Below are 21,722 nucleotides of genomic sequence, written 5' to 3'. Positions count from 1 at the left end.
CGCCCGGCCGCCGCGCGACCTCCTCGCGGTGGCGGAAAGTTACGCCCCAAAACGGCTTCCCCGAACGGGAGTTGGTGCATACGGTCGCCTCTGTCAGTCGTGACGACACCGTTCAGGGAGGGACGACATGAACCACACCGTACGGGCAGCCGCCACCACCGCGGCGCTCCTCACCGGGCTCCTCGCCGCCGCAGGCACCGCCAACGCGGCCCAGCGCGTCGACGCCCAGCACCTCACCGCACACCTGGACAAGGCGGTCGCCGCCGAGCAGGCGAGCGGCGGCAACACCGGCGGGCCCATCCTGGGCGTCTTCTTCACCAGCCCCGACGGCGCCGACACCGCCGGCGCCTGAGCGGCGGGCGGGAGCGCACCGTGGACAAGCCGGGGGAAGAGCACGTCACTTGGTGCCCCAGCGGAGAGGCCCACCGGCCGGAATCCGTCGTTCTGGGTGTCCGGTCGGGGGAGAACGGCCAGGTCGTCTACCTGTCGGAGCCGGTGCCGGCCGCTCAGGTCCTGCCCACCATCCCCGAGGGCATCGCGCCCCACCGGGTACTCCGGTTCGCCTCGCACTGCGTGTCCGGCTGCGCGAACCGGGTCGGCGACGACTGCGGCCTGATCCAGCGCATCCAGACCCTGCCCTCGCCCGACGCCACCGCGGCCGTGCCGCGGTGCCATCTGCGGCCGCACTGCAAGTGGTGGAACCAGACGGGAGTGGACGCCTGCCACCGGTGCCCGGCCATCACCACCCTCGGCTCGCCGGACGACGAGCTCGCCGTGCTCGTCGCGGATCCCTCCACCACCACCGAGCAGTTGCGGAGCTGGATCGCCGCGGCCGAGTGACACCGGGCGGCCGCGGCCGCCACGCCACCCCACCCCACCCCGATGCCGGTCGCGGCGACCCTCTTCCCGCGACCGGCACGGACCTGTCCGACGGGCACATCCCACCCCTGCCCCAAGGCCCGCCCGGCGGCGGCCCATCGCGTTCACCGGGACCCACCCACTCGCCCCCATCAGGGCGTTAGGCACACTTTGCGTGTTGTAGTCCGTTACCGAAGAGGATGAGCCACGCATGATCACACTGACGAAGGACTCCGGCCCGGCGGACCTGGACGGGGTGACCCACCTGTCCATCGGGGTGTCCTGGGACCCCACGGCCGGCAGCAGCGGCGGGGTGGTCGGCCTGCTCCGCCGCAAGTCCGGCACGGACCTCGACCTGATCGCCGTCGCCATGCAGGGTGCGGACCCGGTGCGCCTCGCGGGCCTCGACTCCCTCGACCCCATGGGCAACGGCTCCCTGGTGCACAGCGGCGACAACCAGACCGGGCGCGGGGACGGTGACGACGAGACCGTCACCGTCGAGTTCGCGCGCGTCCCCGACCAGATCACCTCGATCGTGTTCGTCGCCGCCGCGTTCAAGAAGGGCAGTTCGTTCCAGAAGGCCCGCAACATCAGTTTCAAGGTCTACGACGCGAGCGGCGGCAGCTCCCAGCAGGTCGCCGACATCTGGCCGAGCCTGCTCACCCAGGACAACGGCTGCGCCGTCGCCAAGGCCGTACGGGTCGGCGCCGGCTGGAAGCTCGAAGTCATCAACGTGACGGGGAAGATAAAGCAGGGCGACGAGCACGCCCTGATGCGCTTCGCGATCAGCAAGTAGCCCGCCCCGGCGCCCGCGTGACACCGGGCGGACGGGAGGGCACACACCGACGCGGCTGTCACCGGTGCACGGCATCGGCGGCAGCCGCGCGGCATTCCGCCCGCGGTCCTGCGGACTCCACCCCGGCGGGCGGGTGACCCGGCGCCCCGCCCCCGGGAGAGCCGGTCACCGCGACGGCGTCGTCAGCGGGCGGTGATGGCCTGTTCCAGCAGGCCGCGCAGCACACCCTGCTCCTGCGCGGTGAGGCCGGACAGGGGGGAGTCCACGGCCAGGAGGTCCAGGAGGCGCCCGCGCAGCGCGGTGCCCTCGTCGGTGAGGACGAGGTGCTTGGCGCGGCGGTCGGTGGGGTGCGGATGGCGCTCGATGAGGCCCTGCTTCTCCAGCTTGTCGACGACGAACGTGGTGTTGGAGGGCTCGCAGCTCATGCGCTCGGCGAGCTCGCGCATGGTCATCGGCCCGCTCATCTCCCGGAGCGCGGTCGCCTGGGACGCGGTGAGCCCCAGCGCGGCGGCACGCTCCCGCACATGCTCGGCGATCCGCTGGGCCAGCCCGTTCACCAGGCCGCACAGCTGTCGCTCCGCGATGGCCTGCTGCTCCGGGGGTGTCGTCATACCCCCACCCTACCAAGTCCATCAAGACAACATAATTACAGCTTGAATGATTCGAACTTGATGCTTATGGTGGGCGTCGCCACCGCGGCGGACGCGGCGGCCCGACGACGACTCAGGGGAGAGAACTCATGGCCGACTTGACGGCTGAGCAGGGCATACGACTGCGGCGGCCTTCGGCGATCCGCTCGCTGCGGCTGGGCGACACGAAGGTGTCGTACCTCCCGGACGGCGAGGTGCGCCTGCGGCCCCTGGCCCTGCTCAAGGACTCCACCGCCGAGGTGTGGGCCGCGCACCCGGAGTACCTGGACGCCACCGGCCACCTCGTGGGCAGCGTGGGCGGCCTGCTGGTCGAGCACGGTGACCGCGCGCTGCTGATCGACACCGGTTTCGGCCCGCGGACGCTGGAAGCGCCGGAGGGCCCGCTCGGCGCCATCCGGGGAGGCGCGCTCCCGGAGAGCCTGGCCGCCCTCGGCCGCACCCCGGCGGACATCGAGGCGGTGGCCTTCACACACCTCCACTCCGACCACCTCGGCTGGGCCTGCCACACCGCCCCCGGCACGCAGGAGCTCCTGTTCGCCCACGCCGACCACCTCATCTCCGAGGCGGAGTGGGCCGGACGCCATCTGCTGGTGGAACAGGGCATGAGCGCGGAGGTCGCCACCCTCGCCCCGCGCGTGCGCACGGTGGCGGACGGGCAGGAGGTCTTCCCCGGCGTACGGGTGCGGATCACCCCCGGTCACACGGTCGGGCACGCCGAGTACGTCATCACCGGGGGCGGGCGGCGGCTGATCGCCTTCGGCGACGCGGTGCACTCGCCGATCCAGATCGACCACCCCGAGTGGTCCTCGGGCTTCGACCACGACCAGGCCCTGACCGCAGGCCATCGCCGCCGGCTCGTCGCCGAGCTGGCCGAACCCGACACGATCGGCTTCGGCGTCCACTTCGCGGACGTGGTGTTCGGCCGCGTCCAGCAGGACGGAACCGGCCCGGCCTGGCGGCCCGTGGACGCCTGACCGTTCACCGGCAGGGCAAGGGGCAACCGCGGGGTCGGGCGCTACGGCCCTGCCGGGGCGGCGGCGCCGAGTGAGGGCATGTTCCGCGCGGGAGGGGCGAGTTCCGCCAGGGCCCGGCTCCGGCCCGGGCGGCGCCGGATCGCTCACCGAGTTCGCCCGCACCGGTCGGCGGCGCGCGGACGCGACCGGGGGCTGATGTCGGTGAGGGCTAGCTCAGTCGCGTGCAGTGCGTTCCGACGTACGTGTTTCCCTCTTCCGCCTTCAGCTGCTGGGCCAGGGTGCTGGCCGGGCTGACGAAGAAGTACACCGGGGGATCGTTCAGACACCACCAGGTCTGGCGGCCGGTCTGATCCCGCAGGGTGATCGTGGTGGGCCTGTCGGAGGGAAGTTGCCGGTTGCACTGGATGCCGACGGTGGTGAAGGAATCACCTTTTCCGATCTGACACGTCACATGCGATGACGCGTTCGCCGGGGCCGCGGCGGTGAGACCGAGACCGGCCACGGACAGGGTGGCAATGCCGATAGAAGCCAATAGGCGGGCTGCCTTCATGGCTTACCCTCCTCCTTCTCTCTCGTGGACTTTCGGGAATGTCGCTCTGCCGCGCACTCTGCCAGGACGCCCCCGGCAAGCGCCAATTGGATCAGCTCCACGGGTGAGTTATCGGCCACGAGAACGTGGCGGAGAAGGATTCCCCACGGGATCACGAAGACCTGTGACGAGGGAAATCCGTTCATCATTTCAGTTAATTCTCCGTGCGGCCTCGTGCAATAACCTTGGCCGGTATACGGAAGGAAAAGGCGAGAGCACCACGCGGATATGGCGAGGTGACAACGGCGTGTTCCCCGGGCGACCTTGCCGCCCCCGGCCCTCACCGTCGCCGTCTCGCGAGCGGCGGGCACCCTAGCCAACCGCGCGCATGTTCCGCCGGAAAATGCCAGAACTTCCCCTGGTGGGCTACACGCTGCGTAACCTTTCGTCACCTCAAGGCCGCGCCGGGAACCAGGCGCGGTGTCCGTCCACGGCGGCGTCAGGGGAGGAAGTCGCGCGTGCTGGGAATCGACGAGTGCCTGCTGGAAACCATGGGGTTACCCGGTGTGCGGGGGGCCGCCGTGGTCGACTGGACCAGCGGGCTGGCCCTGGGAACCATCGGTGACTCGCCCTGTGGTGACCACGAGACGACGGCCGCCGAGGCCGCCGAGTTCGCCCGCACGGCGGCCGAGCACCCCGCGTTCGTCGCGGACGAGGTGGAGCCCGACGGGCCCCTGCCGGTCGAGGACGTCCTGGTCACCTCCCACACCGGCTACCACCTCCTGCGGTTCGTCGAGACGACCTTCGACAGCAGTCTCTTCCTCTACCTCTGGCTCGACCGCGAACAGGGCAACCTCGCCATGGCCCGGCTGCGCCTGCGCGATCTCGCACACCGGCTGGTCCTGGGATGACACCCACCGACGAGGCCTGCGACCGCGTGCCCGTCTCGCCCATGCTGGTACGGCTGGTGGCCGAGCGGGCCACCGGCGCTCTGCTGCGCGACACCGGCACGCTCTACCTCGTGGACGGGGAGGTGGTGCACGCCGAGAGCCCCGCGGCACCCGGCCTCGACGTCCTGCTCACCGCGAGCGGCCGGATGGGCCCCGAGGCCTGGCGGCGGGCGGTGGACCAGGCGGGCGCGCGCGGTGCGGTCGGGCGCTTCCTCGTCGACAGCGGCCAGGTCAGCGAGGGCGAACTGGAGTTGTGCCACCTCGGCGCGCTCCACGACGCCGCGTTCTTCGCCCTCGCCCCCGGCAAGGGCCCCACCCGGTTCCGCTACGGCGCCCTGCACTGGATCGGGCCGGTGCGGCCGGTCCCGGCCCAGGCCCTGGCCCGGGAGGCCACCCGCCGCAGAGAGCTGCTCGACCGGATCTGGCCCCATCCCGAGGTGGACACCGCGCCCGTCGTGCCCGTACCGGACCGCCCCGGGCTGCCGGTCACCGTCCGCCAGCGGGCCCTGCTCGCGGTGGCGGACGGCGCGCGCACCCCGGGCTCCATCGCCCGGCTGCTGGGCCGCCCCGCCTTCCACACCCTCGTGGACGTACGCAGGCTCGCCGCGCTCGGCGCGGTCGAGACCCCCCTCGCGCCCGCGCCCCCGGAGACCGTGCCCGACTGGATCGCCCGCGCGTCCGCCGAGGCGACCCGGCCCTCGGACGAGGCCCTGCTGCGCAGACTGCGGGACGCCCTGGAGGCCATGCCGTGATCCGCGCCCTGCGCCAACGCGCCGAAAGGAGACAGCTGATGACGGCAGAGGCGGAGATCCTCGCCGAACTGCGCCGACTGCGGGCGCGCCTGCCGCAGGTCACCGGCGCCCTGACCGCCAGCGTCGACGGCCTCGTCCTCGCCCAGGACGCCGTGGAGGACGCCGAGTCGGTCGCCGCGCTGACCGCCGCCGCCCTCGGCGTCGCCCAGCGGCTCACCCACACCACCGGCCGCGGCGCCTTCCGCGAGCTCCTTCTCCAGGGCGAGGACGGCTACGCGGCCACCTACGCGGCGGGTTCCGCCGCCGTCCTGACCCTGCTCGCGCAGCCGCGCACCAACGTCGGCCGTCTGCACCTGGAAGCCCGCCGGGCCGGAGCCCGCATCGGCGAACTGGTCGACGGCGCACTCGAACGGCTGGAGACCTCATGACCAGCACCGGCTCCCGGGCCACCCGGCCCCGGAACACGACAGCGAACACCCACCGGAAGGGAAGTGCGAACCCCATGGGCAACACCGAAACCGCGCTCAAGGAAGCGATGACCTCCATCGAGGGCACGATCGGCGTGGCACTCGTCGACTACAGCAGCGGCATGGCCCTCGGCACCCTGGGCGGCGGCAAGGACCTGGACCTGTCGGTGGCCGCCGCCGGAAACACCGACGTGGTCCGCGCGAAGGTGCGGACCATGGAACTGCTGGGCCTGAAGGACGCGATCGAGGACATCCTCATCACCCTGGGCGGCCAGTACCACCTCATCCGGCTGCTGACGGGCCGCGGGCACGCCGGTCTCTTCCTCTACCTGGCCCTCGACAAAAGCCGCGCCAACCTGGCGATGGCCCGGCACCAACTGCGCCGGGTGGAGGACATGCTGGAGGTGTGAGGGCCCACCCGTACGGGCGGGGCGTGCCGGGCACGGACCCGGCACGCCCCCGCCTCAGCGCCGGTCGGCCCGCGCGGGCGAGCCGTCCAGGAAGCCGCCCGACTGGTGCTGCCAGAGCTTCGCGTAGGCGCCGCCGGCGGCGAGCAGTTGATGGTGTGTGCCCTGCTCGACGATCCGGCCGCGGTCGAGGACGACCAGCCGGTCCATGGTGGCGACCGTGCTCAGCCGGTGCGCCACCACCAGCGCCGTACGCCCGTCCATCAGCCGCCACGTCCTGGACGAGGACCTCGCTCTCGGAGTCCAGCGCGCTGGTCGCCTCGTCGAGCAGCAGGATCGGCGCGTCGCGCAGGATCGCCCTGGCGAGGGCGACACGCTGGCGCTGGCCGCCGGACAGCTTCACCCCGCGCTCGCCCACCATCGTGTCCAAGCCGTCGGGAAGCGCGTCGGCGAACTCGGTGACGTGGGCCGCCTCGGCCGCGCGGCGGATCTCCTCGTCGGTGGCGGCCGGCCGGGCGAAGACGATGTTCTCCCGCAGGGTGCGGTGGAACATCGCCGGGTCCTGCGGGACGTACGCCATCAGGCCGCGCAGGTCCCGCTGGCGCAGCGTGCTGATGTCCCGGCCGCCGACCAGGATCCGCCCGGCGTCGACGTCCGTCATCCGCAGCAGGAGCCGGGTCAGCGTGGTCTTGCCGCCGCCGGACCGGCCGACGAGCCCGATCTTCGTCCCGGTGGGGACCGCCAGATCCAGGCCCTCGAAGAGCGGCTTGGCGCCCGCGTGGGCGAACGTCACCCCTTCGAAGCGCACCTCCCCCGCCCGGGCGGGCGGCGGCTGGGGCGAGGCCGGGTCCAGGACGGTCGGCGGCTCCAGGAGCAGTTCGGTGAACTGCGCGGCCTCCGTCATCGAGCTCTCCAGACGGCGGTAGATCTGGTTGAACTCGAACATGATCCGGGTGGCGTTGGCGTAGTAGGTGAAGGCGACGATGACCGCCTCCACCCCGTGCTCCCCGCCCCCGAGCCCGACGGCGAGCACCAGGCCCAGCACATTGGTCAGTACGGACAGGGGGGCGACCAGCGTGTCGATGCGCAGGTTGCCGTAGTCCCAGGACCGCAGGGTGAGCCGGCGCGACTCCGCGACCCGGGAGCGGTGTTCGGCCGCCTCGCGCTCCTCGGCGGCGAACGACCTGACGGTGTCCATGTTCATCAGGCTGTCGGCGACATGGCCCGAGACCCGGGCGATCGCCTGCTCGCGCTCGGCGACCAGCGCCTGGCGGCGCCGGATCAGGGGCGCCGCGCACAGCGCCGTGAGCACGATCAGCGCCAAGAGCCCGATGACGAGCAACGGGTCGTAGCGCCAGAGCACCACCGAGGCGAAGGCCAGCGGTACGAAGCTGCCGACCACGTTGAACGTCAGTGTGTCGACGCAGTCCTCGAAACGGGTGGCGAAGCTCAGGACGCGCTTGGTGAGCGACCCGGCGAAGTTGTCGTGGAAGAAGGCGGCGTCCTTGGCGAACAGCTCGTCCATGGCGATCACGTACAGGTGCTCCACGCCTCGGGCGTCGAGCCGGTTGAGGCAGTGCAGCCCGACGCGCCACAGCACCTCCGCGAGCAGCAGCACCCCGGCGAAGCCGAGGACGTACGGCAGCATCGGCCCGATGCCGACCGTGTCGCCCTCCCCGGCTATGCGGGCGACGAGTTTGGCGACGACGAGCGGCGCCCCGTACTGGATTCCGATGTTCCCGAGCGCCGGCAGCAGCATCGCGGGCACGCTCAGCCGCCGCAGCCGGGCCAGTTCACGTCCGTAGTAGCGAAGGGCGAGGAGGACCGAGCCCTTGCTCGGTAAGCCCTCGCGCGATGCGGATGATCCCATCCCACCCCTGTCTCCCGGACCGGAAGGTGAGCACACGAGTCTCCCGCGCCGGTGCGCCCGGGGTCCACGCGTTTTCCGCCCTCCCACTCCGGGCCGCCGGTTCGACGGCCCCCCCTACCGGCCTCAAGTGCCCTCCATATGCGACCAGTTGGCGGAAGGCCACGTCCTCGCCCTGCTCCTTGCGGTGTAATGCCATGCCATGGACGCAGGAGTGGCAGCGGTCGTCGGCGCGGCGGTCGGCACGCTGGGCGGGCTCGGCGGCGGCCTGGTCACCGCGATGAGCCAGGGGCGCCAGCAGGGGCGGCAACGGCGGTTCGACCGGGAGCACCGGCTGGAAGAGGCCCGTCGCCATGCCTACACCACATGTATCACCAGTACGAAACACGTCTCCGCGGCCTGGTGGAGGCTGGCGGCGAGGCTGCGCGTCGAAGGCAGCACGCAGGAGCAGTGGCGTGATCCCGCGGCCGACGCCCATGCGGCCTGGGCACCGTTCAGCTCGGCCGTGGCAGGGGTGACGGTGATCGGCCCCGCGTTCGTCGCCGCCGCGGCCGATGCCCTGCGGCAGGCGATGTACGACCTGGACATGGCGGGAACGGCCTGGCACGAGGCGGCGTGCGAGGCGGGCGTGGGGCGCCTCGACCTGTTCGACGCCCGCTATATGCGGGCGGTCGAGGCGAAGCGCGCACCGGGAAGCGCCTTTCAGGCGGCGGCACGACAGGCCTTGCGCGCTGAGGACTAGCTGATCAGCGCCCCGGTCGGGCGGCGCATGACCGCCTCGGCCCTCCAGCCGGGCCGCGGCCACCGCTGTCGCGGGGCCGGCCGGGCGCTGGGCGGCCCCGCCCGGGGGACGTCCGCCGGCGAGGCGGCGGCGTCCCCGGTGCGGCGCCGTCCGGCTACGCGCGCAGGAACCCGTCCCCGTGCGTCGCGATGTGGGCTTCCAGCGCGCTCAGGGCCTGCTGGGTCGCCTCCGGGGTGCCCGAACCCCGCTTCTCCGCGTAGTACGCCGCCCCGAGCTTCTTCAGCAGCTCGTTCCCGGCTCGTTGCTGTTGGACCTCGTCCACCTTCTGCTTTCCCTGGGTGAGGGCGGACTGGGCCTGTTCCTTGGCCCGGTCGAGGAATCCCGGCATGCCAACCTCCACGTTCGGTGAACGGCCATTGTGCGTGCCGGGACGGGCCGCCCGGGGCAGGGCGCGCCGCCGCGACGCAGGTCGGGAGCGCGATATGCCGGCAGTCCCGTGCGTATCCTCGTTCGACGACCCGGAATCGAGGAGGCTTCAGGTGAGTTTCGACGACTTCACCGCGCTGGTTGACTCTCCCGTCTACGTGGTGACCGCGTCGGCGGGCGGGCGGCGGGCCGGATGCCTGGTGGGCTTCGCCAGTCAGTGCTCCCTGGAGCCCGCGCGGTTCGTCGTATGGCTCTCCACCGCCAACCACACCTACCTGGTGGCCCGGGAGGCGACGGTCCTGGCCGTGCACCTCCTGCCGCAGGACCACGATCTGGCCGTGCGGTTCGGCGCCCGGTGCGGGGCCGAGGTGAACAAGTTCGACGGTCTCGCCTGGACCGAAGGCCCGCACGGCACGCCCCTGTTGGCGGAGGCCGCGGCCTGGTTCGCCGGGGAGATCCTGGAACGGTTCGACGGGGGTGACCACGTCGGTTTCCTGCTGGCACCCCTGAGCGTCCAGGTGAACGGGGGCACGCCGCTGTCCCTGCACCAGACGCTCGACATCACCGCGGGGCATCCCGCGTAGGCCTCCGGCGGGCGGGCGCTGTCAGTGGCGGGTGCCAGAATCCGCGTATGAACAGCGGAACCCTCGACCTGCAACAGGTCACCACGCCCGACGCCGTCACCGCCGAGCTGCGGCATGCCCTGATCGACTGCTGGATCGAGGTCACCAACGCCGGTGGCGCGGCGGGGTTCCCCTTCCCGCCGATCGGCGCGGACCAGGCCGGCCCGGCCGTCGACGCGCTCGTGGCGGACCTCGACCCGCGGACGAGCCGCTTCCTGGTCGCGTCGGTCGACGGGCACCTCGTCGGATGGCTGCACGTCCGCCGCGCCCTCCACCCGCTCACCGCCCACTGGGGCACGGTCCACCACGTGCAGACACGGACGACCGTGCGGGGCCGGGGCATCGGCGTGGCCCTCATGAACCGCCTGCGGGAGATCGCCCGCGAAGAGATGGGGCTGGAAGCCCTCCATCTGGCCGCGCGCGGCGGTGTCGGGCTTGAGGACTTCTACGGCCGGCTCGGCTGGAAGGAGATAGGCCGCTGGCCGGACGCCCTCCGCCTCGCTCCGGGGGACGACCGCGACGAAGTCCTGATGCTCCTGGCCCCGCTCTGAGCGGACGCCGCCGGCTGCCGGTCAGCGGCCGAAGCGGCGTACGTACCGGCTCTGCCAGGGTGTTTCGACGGCCCGGCGGTCATAGGAGCGCCGTACGTAGGCCACCGCGTCCTCGGCGGGCACCCCGTCGAGGACGGCCAGGCAGGCCAGCGCCGTGCCGGTACGCCCGCGGCCGCCGCCGCAGGCCACCTCGACGCGTTCGCGTGCCGCGCGCTCCCAGGCCTCGCGCAGCACCACGACCGCCCGCGCGCGGTCGCGGGGAAGACGGAAGTCCGGCCAGCGCAGCCACTCGGCCTGCCAGGGGACCTCCGGGGGCCGCCCGCCCAGCAGATACACGGCGTACGTGGGCGTGGGGCCGTCCGGGAGCGGGCGGCGCAGTCCACGGCCGCGCACCAGCCGTCCGGAGGGCAGTCGCAGGACGCCCGGCCCGTCCGGATCCCAGGACTCACCGCTCACGCGCACATGTCCACCGTAACGGCCTCGCGCGGCACGGGAGAAGGCCGGGGGCAGCCGACAGGCTCGGCGGCACCCCGTCCGTCTGCCACGATCGCCGGATCCGATGATCTTCGCGTGGGGCCCGACGCCCGTAGGGGCACTGCCGGTTGGGGCCCGTCCTCGTGTTCAGCGCAGCTCCTCCACCGTGCGGGCGGCTTCGCGGGCCTCCCGTTCGGCCTCCGTCAGGGCGTCGGCGGCCGTCCGGTGGCGCTCCTCGGCCGTCCGGTGTGCGCGTTCGGCCTTCCGCAGCTCGTCCCGGGCCCGCTGGAGCTCTCGCTCCAGGTCCGACACCTGCCGGTGGGCCTCGTCGTAGTGCTCGCGTGCCTGCCGCCGCTGCTCGTCGGTCTGCGCGTGGGCGGCGCGCCGGTCGCGCAGCCGCCGCTGGGCCGCCTCCGCCGCCTTCCTGGCCCGGGCCAGTTCCGCCTGGGCGCGTGCGGCCTGGGCGCGCTGCTCGGTTTCCTGTTCGCGCTTGCGGCGCCGGTCGGCGAGTTCGTCCTTGGGCGGGGTCTTCGGTGGGGGCGGCGCGGCCCGGCGTCCGGCCGGTTTGTGCGACGCCCCCGTCGTCTGCGGGAACGCCGACGGCGGCGTGAGCGCCGACTCCAGTCGGCCCGTGGCCCACTGGTCCGCCGCGTCCTGGTCGGCGAGGACCGCGCGCAGGGTGGTGTCGACGTCCTGCCGGGCCGCGTCCGCCAGCCGGTGGCCCGCCTCCTGTGCCAGCGCCGCGGCCTGTCCGGTCAGCGCGGACACCACGGTGCGGCGCTGCTCGTTGAGCGCTTTGATCCCGTCGGCGTCCAGGGTCTGGTAGGCCTCGCGCAGCGCCCGGCCCAGCTCCAGGAACCGCTCGCTCTCCTCGGGGCGGGAGCGCAGCAGCAGGTTCGCGGCCCAGGCCGCGAGGGTGGGGCGGCGGGCGGCGCGGATGCGGCGGGCGTCCTCGGCGCGGCCCGCCGCCTTCGCCGCGACGGCCAGCTCCTCGCGCCGGGCCACGAAGTCGGCGGGGGGTGTGCCGTAGAGCAGGTCGAGAACCGCCTCCGGGTCCTGGCCCGCGCCGCCTCGTTCGCCCTTGCGCCGCATGGTGTCCAGACTCCGCCGAACCGGGGTGCGGCGCACCTCGGAGCCCGGAAACACGAACGGCCCCAAAAAACACGAAAGGCAAGGAGGTGTTCCCACTCCTTGCCACTCTCAACTTATAGCGCAGTGGGGGCCTTGCCGCAAGGCCCCCGAGGTGGGGCACAATCGCGCACCGAGCTCAGGACGTCAGGCAAAAGGGGGATGTGCGACGTGTGTGCGTTGTCGTCGGTGGACCGGCCGTGGCCGTCGGCTCAAGGGGCGGGCGGTGACGTGGGGCCGGTGGTGGGACCCGTACGGCCGCCGTGGGCGCCCCGCACCGGTGCGCGGGTGTGCGCGCCGCCGTTCCCCGTCGTCGCGTCCCCGGATCGGAGCCGCTGACATGAGCCACCTGACCACCAGCGCGTTCGACCTTCCCGAGCGGCTGTCCCGCAAGGCCGACCCGGTGCTCGTCGGCGGCGACGAACGGCACTTCGCGGCGATCGCGGAGAGCCTGGACCAGTCGATCGCGGAGCTGTCCGACCGCTTGGAGGAGGCCCGCAGGGCGCCCGGCGGCAAGGGCCGGGAGGCCATGGACCGGGACACGGAGATCCACCGGCTGACCGGCCGTCTGCGTACCCTGCGCCGCTTCGGCCTGGACCTCTGCCTCGGGCACTTCCTGCGCGAGGACGACGCCGAGCCCGTGTACGTCGGCCGCCTCGGGCTCACCGACAGCACCGGTCGCCGACTGCTCGTCGACTGGCGCTCCCCGGCCGCCGAGCCGTTCTTCGCGGCGACCCACGCCTCCCCGATGGGACTGGCCAGCCGCCGCAGGTACCGGTGGACGGGGGGCCGGATCAGCGACTACTGGGACGAGGTGTTCACCTCCGAGGGGCTTCAGGGGCGCGCCGCCCTCGACGACCAGTCGGCGTTCATCGCCAGCCTGGGCGGCAACCGGTCGGCCCGGATGCGGGACGTCCTCTCCACCATCCAGTCCGACCAGGACGCCATCATCCGCGCGGGCTCGCGCGGTGCCCTGGTCGTCGACGGCGGTCCGGGTACGGGCAAGACCGTGGTCGCCCTGCACCGCGCGGCCCATCTGCTCTACTCCGACCCCCGGCTCGGTCACCGCCGGGGCGGGGTGCTGTTCGTCGGCCCGCACCGCCCCTATCTGGAGTACGTCGCCGACGTCCTGCCCAGCCTCGGCGAGGAGGGGGTGCGGACCTGCCTCGTGCGGGACCTGGTCGCCGAGGGCGCCTCCGCGGCCACCGAGACCGACGCGGAGGTGGCCCGGCTGAAGTCGTCGGCGCGGATGGTGGGGGCGATCGAGCCGGCCGTCGCCCTGTACGAGGAGCCGCCCACCGAGGGGATGACGGTCTCGACCCCCTGGTCCGACGTCTCGCTGAGCGCGGACGACTGGGCCACGGCGTTCGCGGCCGTGGAGCCCGGTACCCCGCACAACGAGGCACGCGACCAGATCCGCGAGGAACTGCTGGCGATCCTGATGGACAAGCACGCCGACGAGGACGAGGAGGACGGCGAGGCGGACGACGAGGTCGCGCCCCGGCTGCTGCGGAGGGCACTGCTCCAGAACCGTGAGCTGAACGGCGCCCTGAACCGCGCGTGGCCGATGCTGGAGGCCACCGACCTCGTCGGGGACCTGTGGTCGGTGTCCGCGTATCTGCGCAGGTGCGCCCCGTGGCTGAGCGCCGACGACGTACGCCGGCTCCAGCGCGAGGAGGCGCACGCCTGGACGGTGTCCGACCTGCCGCTGCTGGATGCCGCGCGGCAGCGACTCGGTGACGCGCAGGCGTCCGCGCGCAGGAGCCGGCGTGAGGCCGCCACCGCCACCGAACGCGCGCGCCGGGCCGATGCCATGGCGAGCATGCTGGAGAACGTCGAGATCGACGAGAGCGAGGGCGCGCTGGGGATGCTGCGCGGGCGCGACATCCAGGACACCCTCATCGACGAGAGCGCGCTGCCCGCCGACGAACGCGATCCGCTCGCCGGGCCGTTCGCGCACATCATCGTGGACGAGGCCCAGGAGCTCTCCGACGCCGAGTGGCAGATGCTCGTGCGGCGCTGCCCGTCCCGCAGCTTCACCATCGTGGGCGACCGCGCCCAGGCCCGGCACGGGTTCACCGAGTCCTGGCGGGAGCGGCTGGAGCGGATCGGGCTCGACCGGATCGAGGTGGCCTCCCTCAGCGTCAACTACCGTACGCCCGCGGAAGTCATGGCCCACGCCGAGCCGGTCATCCGGGCCGCGCTCCCCGACGCCAACGTGCCGACGTCGATCCGCGGCAGCGGTGTCCCCGTCCGCCACGGGTCGGTCACGGAGCTGGACGCGGTCCTCGACGGCTGGCTCGCGGCGCACGACGAGGGGGTGGCCTGCGTCATCGGTGCTCCCCGGTTCCGCGAGAAACCCCGGGTACGGTCGCTCACTCCGACCCTGTCGAAGGGGCTGGAGTTCGACCTGGTCGTCCTCGTCGACCCCGAGACGTTCGGCGACGGCATCGAGGGAGCCGTCGACCGGTACGTCGCGATGACCCGCGCGACCCGGCAGCTCGTCGTCCTCACGAGCGGCTGAGGTCACGCGGCACGCGGCCGTCCACGGGCGACATGGGCGAGGTACGGGCGGTCACGCCCGTACGAAAACCGCTCGCACCCCTTCCGGCGCTTGGCCGATCATGTCCGCATGAGCCTCGACACCCCGCCCGCCACCGGAGTCCGCACCGCCTGGGAACAGGTTCCCGAGCACGTGCGGTGCGGGGTGGAGGCCGGCCTGGGGGCGCCCGTCGTCGACGCGGTGACCCAGCGCGGCGGGTTCTCGCCGGGCGTGGCGGCGCGGGTGCGGCTGGCGGACGGGCGGCGCGCCTTCGTGAAGGCCGTGAGCGCCGAGGCCAATCCGAGCAGTCCGCTGCTCCACCGCGCCGAGGCACGCGTCTCGGCGTCCCTGCCGCTCGCCGTCCCCGCACCCCGGCTGCTGGCCACCCACGACGACGCGACCTGGGTGGCCCTCGCCTTCGAGGACGTCGAGGGGCACCAGCCCCATGTGCCGTGGCGGGCGGGCGAGTTGGCGCGTGTCCTGGACGCGGTGGGCGCGCTCGCGACCACCCTGACGCCCGCGCCGGTGGACGTCCCGGCCGTCGCGGAGAGCGAGGCGGAGTCCTTCCGGGGGTGGGAGCGACTCCTCGACGTGGGGGGCGAGGAGGGCGAGGGGTACCGGGACCGGCTGGACCCCTGGGTGCGGCGGAACATGCCCGCGCTCGCCGATCTCGCGGCGCCCTGGGCCGAGGCCGCCTCGGGCGACACGCTCGCCCACGGTGATCTGCGTGCCGACAACATGCTGCTCACGGCCGACGGCCGCGTCGTCTTCGTCGACTGGCCGCACGCCGTACGGGCCGCCCCCTGGTTCGACCTGCTCCTGATGCTGCCGTGCGTCCGCGCCCAGGGCGGCCCCGACCCGGACGAGGTGTTCACCGCCCACCCGCTGGGCCGGGACGCCGAGCCCGAGGGTGTGACCGCCACGCTTGCGGCCCTGACCGGCTATTTCGTACGTCAGTCGGTGCGCGCCGCACCGCCCGGACTGCCGACCGTGCGCGCCTTCCAGGCCGCCCAGGGCGCGACGGCGCTGGAGTGGCTCAGGAAGCGGCTGGGTTCACGGCTGCCGTAGCCGGCCGATGGTCGACACCGGGTCCCTTGCTCGTGCCATTGGCCGCGCCGGCGACTTCCAGGACTCGCGGTGGTCTCCAGCTGGACGCGAAGCAGCGGCCGTAGGCTGGAGCGCCGTTCAGGCGCTTGTCCGCAGAGTGCCCCCGCGCCCTTGCCGGTGACGGGGGTCGAGAGAGGGGACCCACCGATGGCAGACGCTCGCCCCGCAGGCACCGGAGCTCCGCAGACGTCGGCCGCCCCGGGGGAGGTGACCGGCGAGTTACTCGAACTCTCCCTGGGCTACCTCTACTCGGCGGCCCTGCACACCGCCGCGCGCTTCGGCATCGCCGATCATCTGGCGGACGGGCCGCGCAGTGCCGACGAACTCGCGAAGGCGGCGGGGGTCGACGGTCCCCACCTCTACCGGCTGCTGCGCTTCCTCGCCACCAAGGGTGTCTTCCGTGAGGACGACGAGGGCCGCTTCCACCTCACCCCGCTCGCACAGCCGCTGCGCACGGACGTCGAGCGTTCGCTGCGCGACTACATCCTGGTGCGCGGCGAGCCCGTGTTCTGGCAGTCGGCGGCCCAGCTCCACGAGGCGGTACGCACCGGCGGCACCGCCTTCGAGAACGTGTACGGCGTCCCCTTCTACGACCACGTCGCCGCCGACCCGGACCTCGGCAGGGCCTTCAACTCCAGTATGGCGGCGTTCTCCGAGACGCTCAGCAACGACGTCGTCGACGCCCTGGACTTCTCCGGTGCCACCACCGTGGTCGACGTCGGCGGTGGGCGGGGCGGTCTGCTCCGCGCCGTCCTGCGGCGCAACCCCCGCGTGCACGGCACTCTGGTCGACCTGGAGAGCGTGGTGGCCGGGCATGTGCTCGACACCCCGGAGCTGGCCGGCCGCTGGAGCGCGCGGGCCGGGGACTTCTTCACCTCCGTGCCGTCCGGCGCCGACGTCTACCTCCTCAAGCACGTGCTGGCCAGCTGGCCGGACGAGGCGTGCGTCCGCATCCTGCGGACCTGCCGCGAGGCCATGCCCGCGCACGCCCGGCTGCTGGTCATCAACGCGATGATCCCGGCGGGCAACGAGCCGCACCCCGGCAAGACCATCGACGTGCTGATGATGACGGTCCTGAACGGAAAGGGCCGTACCCGCGCCGAGTACGAGGCGCTGCTCGCCACGGCCGGTTTCGCGGTCGCGCGGGTCCTGGAACCCTCGCCGCACGCCTCGGTCGTCGAGGCGGTCCCGGCGGGCTGAGGCGCCTGCGCACCTCACGGGTCCGGGGGCCGCGGTCGGCGGCCCCCGGTCGGTCGCGCGCGGGGGTGGTCAGGGCTGGAGCCTGCTGATGTCCCAGCCGCCGTCGGTACGGTCGTAGCGCAGCCGTTCGTGGAGGCGGTCGGTGCCGTCGGCCCAGAACTCCACGGTCTCGGGGACGAGCCGGTAGGCGGTGAAGGTCGCGGGGCGCGGCAGCGGGCGCGGCGGATCCGCCAGCTGCCGTGCGGTGGCCCGCAACTCGTCCACCTCGTCGAGACCGTTCATCGTCCGGCTCTGCCGGGAGGCGGTGGACATGGCGTGGGTGAAGACGGGCCGCGCGGACCACAGGCGGTCGGACTCGGCGTCGGGCAGCTTCTCCACCGGCCCGGCAAGGGTGATCTGCTGGCTGGTCTCACGCCAGTACAGGACGCCGGACGCCCAGGGGTTCTCCGCGAGTTCGCGCCCCTTCCGGCTGGCGCTGTGGCTGAGGAAGACGAGGCCGTCCTTCGTCACGGAGCCGAGCGCCACGATGCGGGAGGAGGAGCGCCCGCGGGCGTCGGCGGTGGCCAGGGCCAGTGCGCGTGGCTCCCGGACGCCGTGCGCGACGCTGCTGTCCAGCCAGGAGGTCAGTAACCCCATCGGCTCGGGCGGCGGTGTCAGGAACTCGGGGAACTCGACCTCGACGGTGCCGGTGAGTGTCTCCGAACGACGCCCGGGAGCAGGGCCGTTGGCGGTTTCGGCGGTGTATCCGTTGGTCTGGGGAAGGTCCGGCACGGGTCATCCTTTCGACGGTTCCGCCATGATGTCCTGCCACCCCGGTGCCGTCGAGATCACCGGTCCGCCGCCGGGCCGCCCGCACGGCCGGTACGCGTGGGTTTCAGCGGGCGCTGCCGAGGTCGCGGTCGCCCTCGCCGCCCGAGAGCATCAAGGTGGTCTCCTCGATGCGGCGGAAGCGGCCGTCGGGCGCGAACTCGGCGAACACGTACACCTCCATGGCGACCGTGGAGCCGTCCGTCTTGGTGATGTCGACGGTGTGCCGGTCGGCGTACCGGGCGCCGTCGTACAGCTCGTCGTGCACGGTGACCCGCCCGTCGGCGACGAGGGTGCGCAGATGGGTGATGTGCTCGACGAACCCGGCGCGGTCGGCCCACTCGCCGTCCGTGCGCTGGCGGTAGTCCGGGGCGAAGTGGCGGTCGGCCGCCTCCTCCACGGTGAGGGCGCGGTTGAACAGCAGGTCGTCGAGAGCGGTGGCGATGCCGATGCGGTTCATGGGTGATCCTCTCAGATTATGCGTGCGCCGCGCACGCTTCAGAGGGCACCTTAACAGGAACACGTGCGCCGCGCACGCTATTCTTCGGGGGTGGACAACGACGTGGGACACGAGATCGCGGACGCGCTGGGGATTCTGCTGCGGCGCACCACCCGCGAGCAGCTGCACCACCGGCTCACCGAGGGCATGGGCGAAGGGCTGGACGAGGTCACCTACCCGGTACTCAGCGCCCTGGCCCGGACGGGGCCGCGCAGCGCGGCTGACCTCGCTCCCGATGTCGGGATCGACCGCTCGGGCGTCACCCGCCGCGCGTCCCGTCTGGAGGCCGCCGGGCTCGTACGCCGCGAACCGGACCCCGACGACGGGCGGGCCCAGTTGCTCGTCCTCACCGGGCGGGGCCGCGCCGCGGTGACGGAGCTGCGCGGACGGCTGGCCGCGCACATCACCGAGAGCCTGTCCTCCTGGCCGCCGGGCGAGGCCGAGGCGTTCGCCCGCCAGTTGCGGCGTTTCACCACCGACGGCCCGTTCGTGGGATAGGAAACGCGCTCGGCCCACCGGCGGGCACTACGCCGGTGGGCCGGGACACCTGACCGCTGGTTCAGTGCGCCCGCCGGGCGCGCTCCGAGGTCAGCGCGCCATCTCGTACGCGCCCGACAGCGCCTCCACCCGGTCCCAGACGCGCGCCGAGCGGGCCTCGTCGACGACCGGGCGGCGGACCGCGCCGAGCGCCCAGGACTGCTGCGCCTCGGTCGCCGAGTCCTTGCCGTGCAGCTCCACGGCGTGCGCGGAGAAGTCACGGACGAGAACCGCGAACAGCTCGTCCAGCACGTCCTGGTCCAGGTCCGTCAGACGGGCCTGCTCCAGGATCAGCTGACCGTGCACGACCAGCGCGAAGAGCTGGCCCACCGCGAGCAGCAGGTCGAGGTCGCGGCTCTGCTCCTCGTCGGGGGCGGCCGTGGTGACGAACGCGCACAGCGCGTCGGCCTGCTCGCGGAAGCGGGCGACGTTGGGCAGCTCGGCGTAGGCGTCGTAAGCGGTACGCCAGTCGTGGAAGCGCACGGAACCCAGGCCCCGGGCCGGCCCCTGCCGGAAGAGGAAGTCGTCGTCGGCCGCGTCGAGGCGGCTCGGCACGGCCGGGTACTCCACCGGCTCCAGCAGGTGGTTGCGCATGAACTTGAGGATCAGCGCGAGGTTGACGTGGACCGTGCCCTCCAGCTTGGGCAGTCCGCGGATCTCGATGGCCGCCTGGGCGAAGTAGTTGTCCTTCTCGAAGCCCTTGGCGGCGATGACGTCCCACATCAGGTCAATGACCTTCTCGCCCTCCGTGGTCACCTTCATCTTCGTCATCGGGTTGAAGAGGAGGTAGCGGCGGTCGTCGGGCCCGGCGGTGCGGAAGTAGTCCACGGCGCGGTCGCTGAACAGCTTCATCCCGACGAGACGGACGTACGCGTCCGTCAGCTCGCGGCGCACGTGCGGGAACGCGGTGACGGGGCGGCCGTAGAGGACGCGGTTCTGGGCGTGGGTGACGGCCTCGTACATCGCGTGCTGGCAGATGCCGATCGAGGCGGTGCACAGGTTGAACTTGCCGACGTTGACGGTGTTGAGCGCGGCGTCGAACGCGGCCCGGCCGGTGTGCAGGACGTCCCCCGGGGTGACCGGGTAGTTCTCCAGCCGGAACTCGCTGACGTACTTGGAGGAGTCGACGACGTTCTTCACCAGGTGGTACGCCGGGTGGCGGCTGTCGGCGGCGAAGAAGACGTAGCCGTCCGGGCCCTCGACGTCGGTGCGCCGGCCGAAGACGGAGACGAGCCCCGCGGCGTTGCCGTTGCCGATGTAGTACTTGGAACCGGTGGCGCGGAAGCCGCCGTCGCCGTCGGGCTCCAGGAGCATGTCGGTGGAGTAGATGTCGGCGCCGTGCGTCTTCTCGGACAGGCCGAAGGCGAACACCTCGCCCTGGGAAAGGAGTTCGGCGGCGCGGGCGCGCGCGTCGGCGTTGTCGCTCTGCCACACCGGGCCGAGACCCAGGATGGTGACCTGCCAGGCGTACCAGTAGTCGAGACCGTAGAACCCGAAGATCTCGTTGAGGGCCGCGATCCGGGCCGTGTCCCAGCGCTGGTCCTCGTTCGAGCCCTCGGAGGCCGGGGTGAGGAAGGTCGCGAACAGGCCCTCCTTGGCGGAGAACGCCAGGAAGTCGGCGAGCCAGGCGCGGGAACGGTAGTCCTCGATCAGCTGCCGCTTGCCACGCGCCTCGAACCAGTCGACGGTGGCGCGCAGCAGCCGGCGGGTCTCGGGGTCGAAGTGCGCCGGGTCGTAGGTGCGCGGGTTGAACAGCAGGGCGTCGGCCATGGAGGTCCGCCTTTCGGGAGGGTTCGCGGTCGGGGGTTCAGTGGTCATCGGTGGCGGGGGCGCCTGTGGAGAGCCTGCGGACGGTGGCCAGGACGTCGTCGAGCCAGGCGATCGTCATCCGCTCGTACGCGATGCCGCCCCGCAGCACGACGTGCTGGAGCTCCTGCCCGGTGTCGAGCGGCACGGGGGCGGCGGGGCCGGTGAAGTCGCGCAGCTCCCCCGCGAGGTAGTGGGCGAGCCGGTCGCTGTGCACCTGGCGGTGGCGCTCGACCTCCTGGATCACCGCGGCCGGGTCGTCGAAGGCCGCGCCGCGGATCTTCACGGCGAGGTCGTGCCGCAGGCTCTCGGGCTCGATCGGCTCGTGCAGCCACCGGGAGAGCGCGGCGCGGCCGGGGGCCGCGACGGAGTACTCCTTCTTGTCCGGCCTGCCCTCCTGGGCGACCTCGCGGACGGCGAGCAGGCCGTCGCTCTCCATGCGCTTGAGCACGCGGTAGATCTGCTGGTGGGTCGCGGTCCAGAAGTAGCCGATGGACCGTTCGAACCGCCGGGCCAGCTCATAGCCTGAGCCCGGCTTCTCCAGCAGGGAGACGAGGATCGCGTGGTCGAGCGCCATACCGCGATCCTTCTATGCAACTCGTTGCATAGCCAAGTCGCACCGCCCGAGTGAGACCCGGATCACCCGCGACGGCCCCCTTGCCCCAGCGGGTGCCCGCCCTGCGGCGCCGACGCCCGCCCGTAGAGGAAACGTCGACGTCCGCCCGTATATGAAACATAGATGCGCCGGTGCGAGAGTCGGCGCGGAACCGCTCGCAGGCCGGGTCGCAGCCGCAGGCCTCTTCGACAGACAGGGAAAACCCCGTGCAGCACAACCCGAAGTCCGCCGCCCGCCGCCTGACCGTCCTCGTCCCCGCCCTGCTCGCCGCGCTCCTCGCCGTCTCGGTGCCGGCCCTGTCGGCGACGCACTCGGCGGACACGGGACGGACCTCGCTGGCCGGCGACCCGGGTCACAAGAACGACCACGAGGAGTTCAACACCAAGGCGTGAGAACGGGGCGCGGCCGGCGGCG

25 protein-coding genes and 1 pseudogene are annotated in these 21,722 nt (G+C 72.6%); 16 read left to right on the top strand and 10 right to left on the bottom strand.

The window, feature by feature from the left end; all coding sequences use genetic code 11:
• Positions 1–127: 127 nt before the first annotated feature.
• The 3 genes from AC069K_RS01965 (at position 128) to AC069K_RS01955 (ending at position 1,654) form a co-directional block, all read left to right on the top strand.
• On the top strand, positions 128–352 hold the full coding sequence (locus AC069K_RS01965; protein ID WP_365111178.1) for a hypothetical protein: 225 nt from the start codon (positions 128–130) through the stop codon (positions 350–352).
• 20 nt (positions 353–372) lie between these two features.
• Positions 373–840 carry a hypothetical protein gene (locus AC069K_RS01960; protein ID WP_365111175.1) on the top strand — a complete coding sequence of 156 codons (468 nt, stop codon included), beginning with the start codon at positions 373–375 and terminating at the stop codon, positions 838–840.
• A gap of 229 nt (positions 841–1,069) precedes the next feature.
• Positions 1,070–1,654 (top strand): TerD family protein, encoded by a 585-nt coding sequence (locus tag AC069K_RS01955; RefSeq protein ID WP_358836456.1) that lies wholly within the window; start codon positions 1,070–1,072, stop codon positions 1,652–1,654.
• A 182-nt stretch (positions 1,655–1,836) separates the two neighbouring features.
• Here AC069K_RS01955 and AC069K_RS01950 read toward each other — a convergent pair whose 3' ends face one another.
• Positions 1,837–2,265, bottom strand: coding sequence for a MarR family winged helix-turn-helix transcriptional regulator (locus AC069K_RS01950; protein ID WP_365113755.1), 429 nt, complete (start codon positions 2,263–2,265; stop codon positions 1,837–1,839).
• 128 nt (positions 2,266–2,393) lie between these two features.
• On the opposite strand from AC069K_RS01950, the gene AC069K_RS01945 reads away from it, so the two are divergent.
• Positions 2,394–3,278, top strand: coding sequence for an MBL fold metallo-hydrolase (locus AC069K_RS01945; protein ID WP_478611126.1), 885 nt, complete (start codon positions 2,394–2,396; stop codon positions 3,276–3,278).
• 208 nt (positions 3,279–3,486) lie between these two features.
• Here AC069K_RS01945 and AC069K_RS01940 read toward each other — a convergent pair whose 3' ends face one another.
• Complete coding sequence (locus AC069K_RS01940; protein ID WP_365113751.1) at positions 3,487–3,828, bottom strand: hypothetical protein; 342 nt, start codon at positions 3,826–3,828, stop codon at positions 3,487–3,489.
• Positions 3,829–4,325: 497 nt separating this feature from the next.
• On the opposite strand from AC069K_RS01940, the gene AC069K_RS01935 reads away from it, so the two are divergent.
• The 4 genes from AC069K_RS01935 (at position 4,326) to AC069K_RS01920 (ending at position 6,386) form a co-directional block, all read left to right on the top strand.
• Complete coding sequence (locus tag AC069K_RS01935) at positions 4,326–4,718, top strand: hypothetical protein (RefSeq protein WP_365113749.1); 393 nt, start codon at positions 4,326–4,328, stop codon at positions 4,716–4,718.
• Positions 4,715–5,509: a transcriptional regulator gene (locus AC069K_RS01930; protein WP_365113747.1), complete on the top strand. Its 795-nt coding sequence runs from the start codon at positions 4,715–4,717 to the stop codon at positions 5,507–5,509. The genes AC069K_RS01935 and AC069K_RS01930 overlap by 4 nt, the downstream gene beginning before the upstream one ends.
• Before the next feature lie 38 nt (positions 5,510–5,547).
• Positions 5,548–5,937 (top strand): roadblock/LC7 domain-containing protein, encoded by a 390-nt coding sequence (locus AC069K_RS01925; protein ID WP_358836462.1) that lies wholly within the window; start codon positions 5,548–5,550, stop codon positions 5,935–5,937.
• A 74-nt stretch (positions 5,938–6,011) separates the two neighbouring features.
• Positions 6,012–6,386: a hypothetical protein gene (locus AC069K_RS01920; protein ID WP_365113743.1), complete on the top strand. Its 375-nt coding sequence runs from the start codon at positions 6,012–6,014 to the stop codon at positions 6,384–6,386.
• Positions 6,387–6,440: 54 nt separating this feature from the next.
• Here the strand turns inward: AC069K_RS01920 and AC069K_RS01915 are convergent.
• Positions 6,441–8,253 (bottom strand): annotated as a pseudogene (locus AC069K_RS01915) (ABC transporter ATP-binding protein).
• Between the two features lie 199 nt (positions 8,254–8,452).
• Between AC069K_RS01915 and AC069K_RS01910 the strand changes: the two are divergent.
• Positions 8,453–8,992: a hypothetical protein gene (locus tag AC069K_RS01910; RefSeq protein WP_365113739.1), complete on the top strand. Its 540-nt coding sequence runs from the start codon at positions 8,453–8,455 to the stop codon at positions 8,990–8,992.
• Between the two features lie 154 nt (positions 8,993–9,146).
• Here the strand turns inward: AC069K_RS01910 and AC069K_RS01905 are convergent, their stop codons facing one another.
• Positions 9,147–9,380 carry a hypothetical protein gene (locus tag AC069K_RS01905; protein ID WP_358836466.1) on the bottom strand — a complete coding sequence of 78 codons (234 nt, stop codon included), beginning with the start codon at positions 9,378–9,380 and terminating at the stop codon, positions 9,147–9,149.
• Between the two features lie 151 nt (positions 9,381–9,531).
• Between AC069K_RS01905 and AC069K_RS01900 the strand changes: the two genes are divergently transcribed.
• Together AC069K_RS01900 and AC069K_RS01895 are read left to right on the top strand one after the other, a co-directional pair.
• Entirely contained in the window at positions 9,532–10,002 is a 471-nt protein-coding gene (locus AC069K_RS01900) for a flavin reductase family protein (protein ID WP_478611116.1), read from the top strand.
• Positions 10,003–10,049: 47 nt separating this feature from the next.
• Positions 10,050–10,592, top strand: coding sequence for a GNAT family N-acetyltransferase (locus AC069K_RS01895; protein ID WP_478611114.1), 543 nt, complete (start codon positions 10,050–10,052; stop codon positions 10,590–10,592).
• Positions 10,593–10,613: 21 nt separating this feature from the next.
• Here the strand turns inward: AC069K_RS01895 and AC069K_RS01890 are convergent, their stop codons facing one another.
• Both AC069K_RS01890 and AC069K_RS01885 read right to left on the bottom strand, forming a co-directional pair.
• Entirely contained in the window at positions 10,614–11,054 is a 441-nt protein-coding gene (locus tag AC069K_RS01890; protein ID WP_478611111.1) for a protein-tyrosine phosphatase family protein, read from the bottom strand.
• Between the two features lie 159 nt (positions 11,055–11,213).
• A complete protein-coding gene (locus AC069K_RS01885; protein WP_478611108.1) occupies positions 11,214–12,158 on the bottom strand; it encodes a hypothetical protein in 945 nt (314 codons plus the stop codon).
• A 376-nt stretch (positions 12,159–12,534) separates the two neighbouring features.
• Here AC069K_RS01885 and helR point away from each other — a divergent pair, with 376 nt between their 5' ends.
• The 3 genes from helR to AC069K_RS01870 all read left to right on the top strand — a co-directional run bounded on the left by helR (position 12,535) and on the right by AC069K_RS01870 (position 17,043).
• The gene (gene helR, locus AC069K_RS01880; RefSeq protein ID WP_478611105.1) at positions 12,535–14,718 is read left to right on the top strand and encodes an RNA polymerase recycling motor ATPase HelR; all 2,184 of its coding nucleotides are present in this window, start codon (positions 12,535–12,537) and stop codon (positions 14,716–14,718) included.
• 108 nt (positions 14,719–14,826) lie between these two features.
• Complete coding sequence (locus tag AC069K_RS01875; protein WP_478611102.1) at positions 14,827–15,804, top strand: phosphotransferase family protein; 978 nt, start codon at positions 14,827–14,829, stop codon at positions 15,802–15,804.
• 186 nt (positions 15,805–15,990) lie between these two features.
• Entirely contained in the window at positions 15,991–17,043 is a 1,053-nt protein-coding gene (locus AC069K_RS01870; RefSeq protein WP_478611099.1) for a methyltransferase, read from the top strand.
• A gap of 69 nt (positions 17,044–17,112) precedes the next feature.
• Here AC069K_RS01870 and phzG read toward each other — a convergent pair whose 3' ends face one another.
• On the bottom strand, positions 17,113–17,814 hold the full coding sequence (gene phzG, locus AC069K_RS01865; protein WP_478611096.1) for a phenazine biosynthesis FMN-dependent oxidase PhzG: 702 nt from the start codon (positions 17,812–17,814) through the stop codon (positions 17,113–17,115).
• A gap of 103 nt (positions 17,815–17,917) precedes the next feature.
• A complete protein-coding gene (locus AC069K_RS01860) occupies positions 17,918–18,310 on the bottom strand; it encodes a nuclear transport factor 2 family protein (protein ID WP_478611093.1) in 393 nt (130 codons plus the stop codon).
• A gap of 90 nt (positions 18,311–18,400) precedes the next feature.
• Between AC069K_RS01860 and AC069K_RS01855 the strand changes: the two genes are divergently transcribed.
• Positions 18,401–18,847 (top strand): MarR family winged helix-turn-helix transcriptional regulator, encoded by a 447-nt coding sequence (locus AC069K_RS01855; RefSeq protein ID WP_478611090.1) that lies wholly within the window; start codon positions 18,401–18,403, stop codon positions 18,845–18,847.
• 90 nt (positions 18,848–18,937) lie between these two features.
• Here AC069K_RS01855 and AC069K_RS01850 read toward each other — a convergent pair whose 3' ends face one another.
• Both AC069K_RS01850 and AC069K_RS01845 read right to left on the bottom strand, forming a co-directional pair.
• A complete protein-coding gene (locus AC069K_RS01850; RefSeq protein ID WP_478611087.1) occupies positions 18,938–20,656 on the bottom strand; it encodes an acyl-CoA dehydrogenase family protein in 1,719 nt (572 codons plus the stop codon).
• 37 nt (positions 20,657–20,693) lie between these two features.
• A complete protein-coding gene (locus AC069K_RS01845) occupies positions 20,694–21,269 on the bottom strand; it encodes a PadR family transcriptional regulator (protein ID WP_478611084.1) in 576 nt (191 codons plus the stop codon).
• Positions 21,270–21,514: 245 nt separating this feature from the next.
• Here AC069K_RS01845 and AC069K_RS01840 point away from each other — a divergent pair, with 245 nt between their 5' ends.
• The gene (locus AC069K_RS01840) at positions 21,515–21,700 is read left to right on the top strand and encodes a hypothetical protein (protein ID WP_358837279.1); all 186 of its coding nucleotides are present in this window, start codon (positions 21,515–21,517) and stop codon (positions 21,698–21,700) included.
• Positions 21,701–21,722: the final 22 nt, after the last annotated feature.

Source organism: Streptomyces sp. NPDC043908, assembly GCF_056435525.1.
The sequence above is the reverse complement of the archived record's forward strand: the minus strand, read 5'-3'. Positions and strand labels throughout refer to the sequence as shown.

Excerpts from the sequence above, each read along its gene's own strand:
- AC069K_RS01920 (WP_365113743.1), top strand. The coding sequence starts at position 6,012 with ATGGGCAACACCGAAACCGCGCTCAAGGAAGCGATGACCTCCATCGAG.
- AC069K_RS01895 (WP_478611114.1), top strand. The coding sequence starts at position 10,050 with ATGAACAGCGGAACCCTCGACCTGCAACAGGTCACCACGCCCGACGCC.
- AC069K_RS01950 (WP_365113755.1), bottom strand. The coding sequence starts at position 2,265 with ATGACGACACCCCCGGAGCAGCAGGCCATCGCGGAGCGACAGCTGTGC.
- AC069K_RS01940 (WP_365113751.1), bottom strand. The coding sequence starts at position 3,828 with ATGAAGGCAGCCCGCCTATTGGCTTCTATCGGCATTGCCACCCTGTCC.
- AC069K_RS01870 (WP_478611099.1), top strand. The coding sequence starts at position 15,991 with ATGGCAGACGCTCGCCCCGCAGGCACCGGAGCTCCGCAGACGTCGGCC.
- AC069K_RS01850 (WP_478611087.1), bottom strand. The coding sequence starts at position 20,656 with ATGGCCGACGCCCTGCTGTTCAACCCGCGCACCTACGACCCGGCGCAC.
- AC069K_RS01955 (WP_358836456.1), top strand. The coding sequence starts at position 1,070 with ATGATCACACTGACGAAGGACTCCGGCCCGGCGGACCTGGACGGGGTG.
- AC069K_RS01905 (WP_358836466.1), bottom strand. The coding sequence starts at position 9,380 with ATGCCGGGATTCCTCGACCGGGCCAAGGAACAGGCCCAGTCCGCCCTC.
- helR (WP_478611105.1), top strand. The coding sequence starts at position 12,535 with ATGAGCCACCTGACCACCAGCGCGTTCGACCTTCCCGAGCGGCTGTCC.
- AC069K_RS01945 (WP_478611126.1), top strand. The coding sequence starts at position 2,394 with ATGGCCGACTTGACGGCTGAGCAGGGCATACGACTGCGGCGGCCTTCG.
- AC069K_RS01875 (WP_478611102.1), top strand. The coding sequence starts at position 14,827 with ATGAGCCTCGACACCCCGCCCGCCACCGGAGTCCGCACCGCCTGGGAA.
- AC069K_RS01860 (WP_478611093.1), bottom strand. The coding sequence starts at position 18,310 with ATGAACCGCATCGGCATCGCCACCGCTCTCGACGACCTGCTGTTCAAC.
- AC069K_RS01925 (WP_358836462.1), top strand. The coding sequence starts at position 5,548 with ATGACGGCAGAGGCGGAGATCCTCGCCGAACTGCGCCGACTGCGGGCG.
- AC069K_RS01965 (WP_365111178.1), top strand. The coding sequence starts at position 128 with ATGAACCACACCGTACGGGCAGCCGCCACCACCGCGGCGCTCCTCACC.
- AC069K_RS01845 (WP_478611084.1), bottom strand. The coding sequence starts at position 21,269 with ATGGCGCTCGACCACGCGATCCTCGTCTCCCTGCTGGAGAAGCCGGGC.
- AC069K_RS01910 (WP_365113739.1), top strand. The coding sequence starts at position 8,453 with ATGGACGCAGGAGTGGCAGCGGTCGTCGGCGCGGCGGTCGGCACGCTG.
- AC069K_RS01885 (WP_478611108.1), bottom strand. The coding sequence starts at position 12,158 with ATGCGGCGCAAGGGCGAACGAGGCGGCGCGGGCCAGGACCCGGAGGCG.
- AC069K_RS01930 (WP_365113747.1), top strand. The coding sequence starts at position 4,715 with ATGACACCCACCGACGAGGCCTGCGACCGCGTGCCCGTCTCGCCCATG.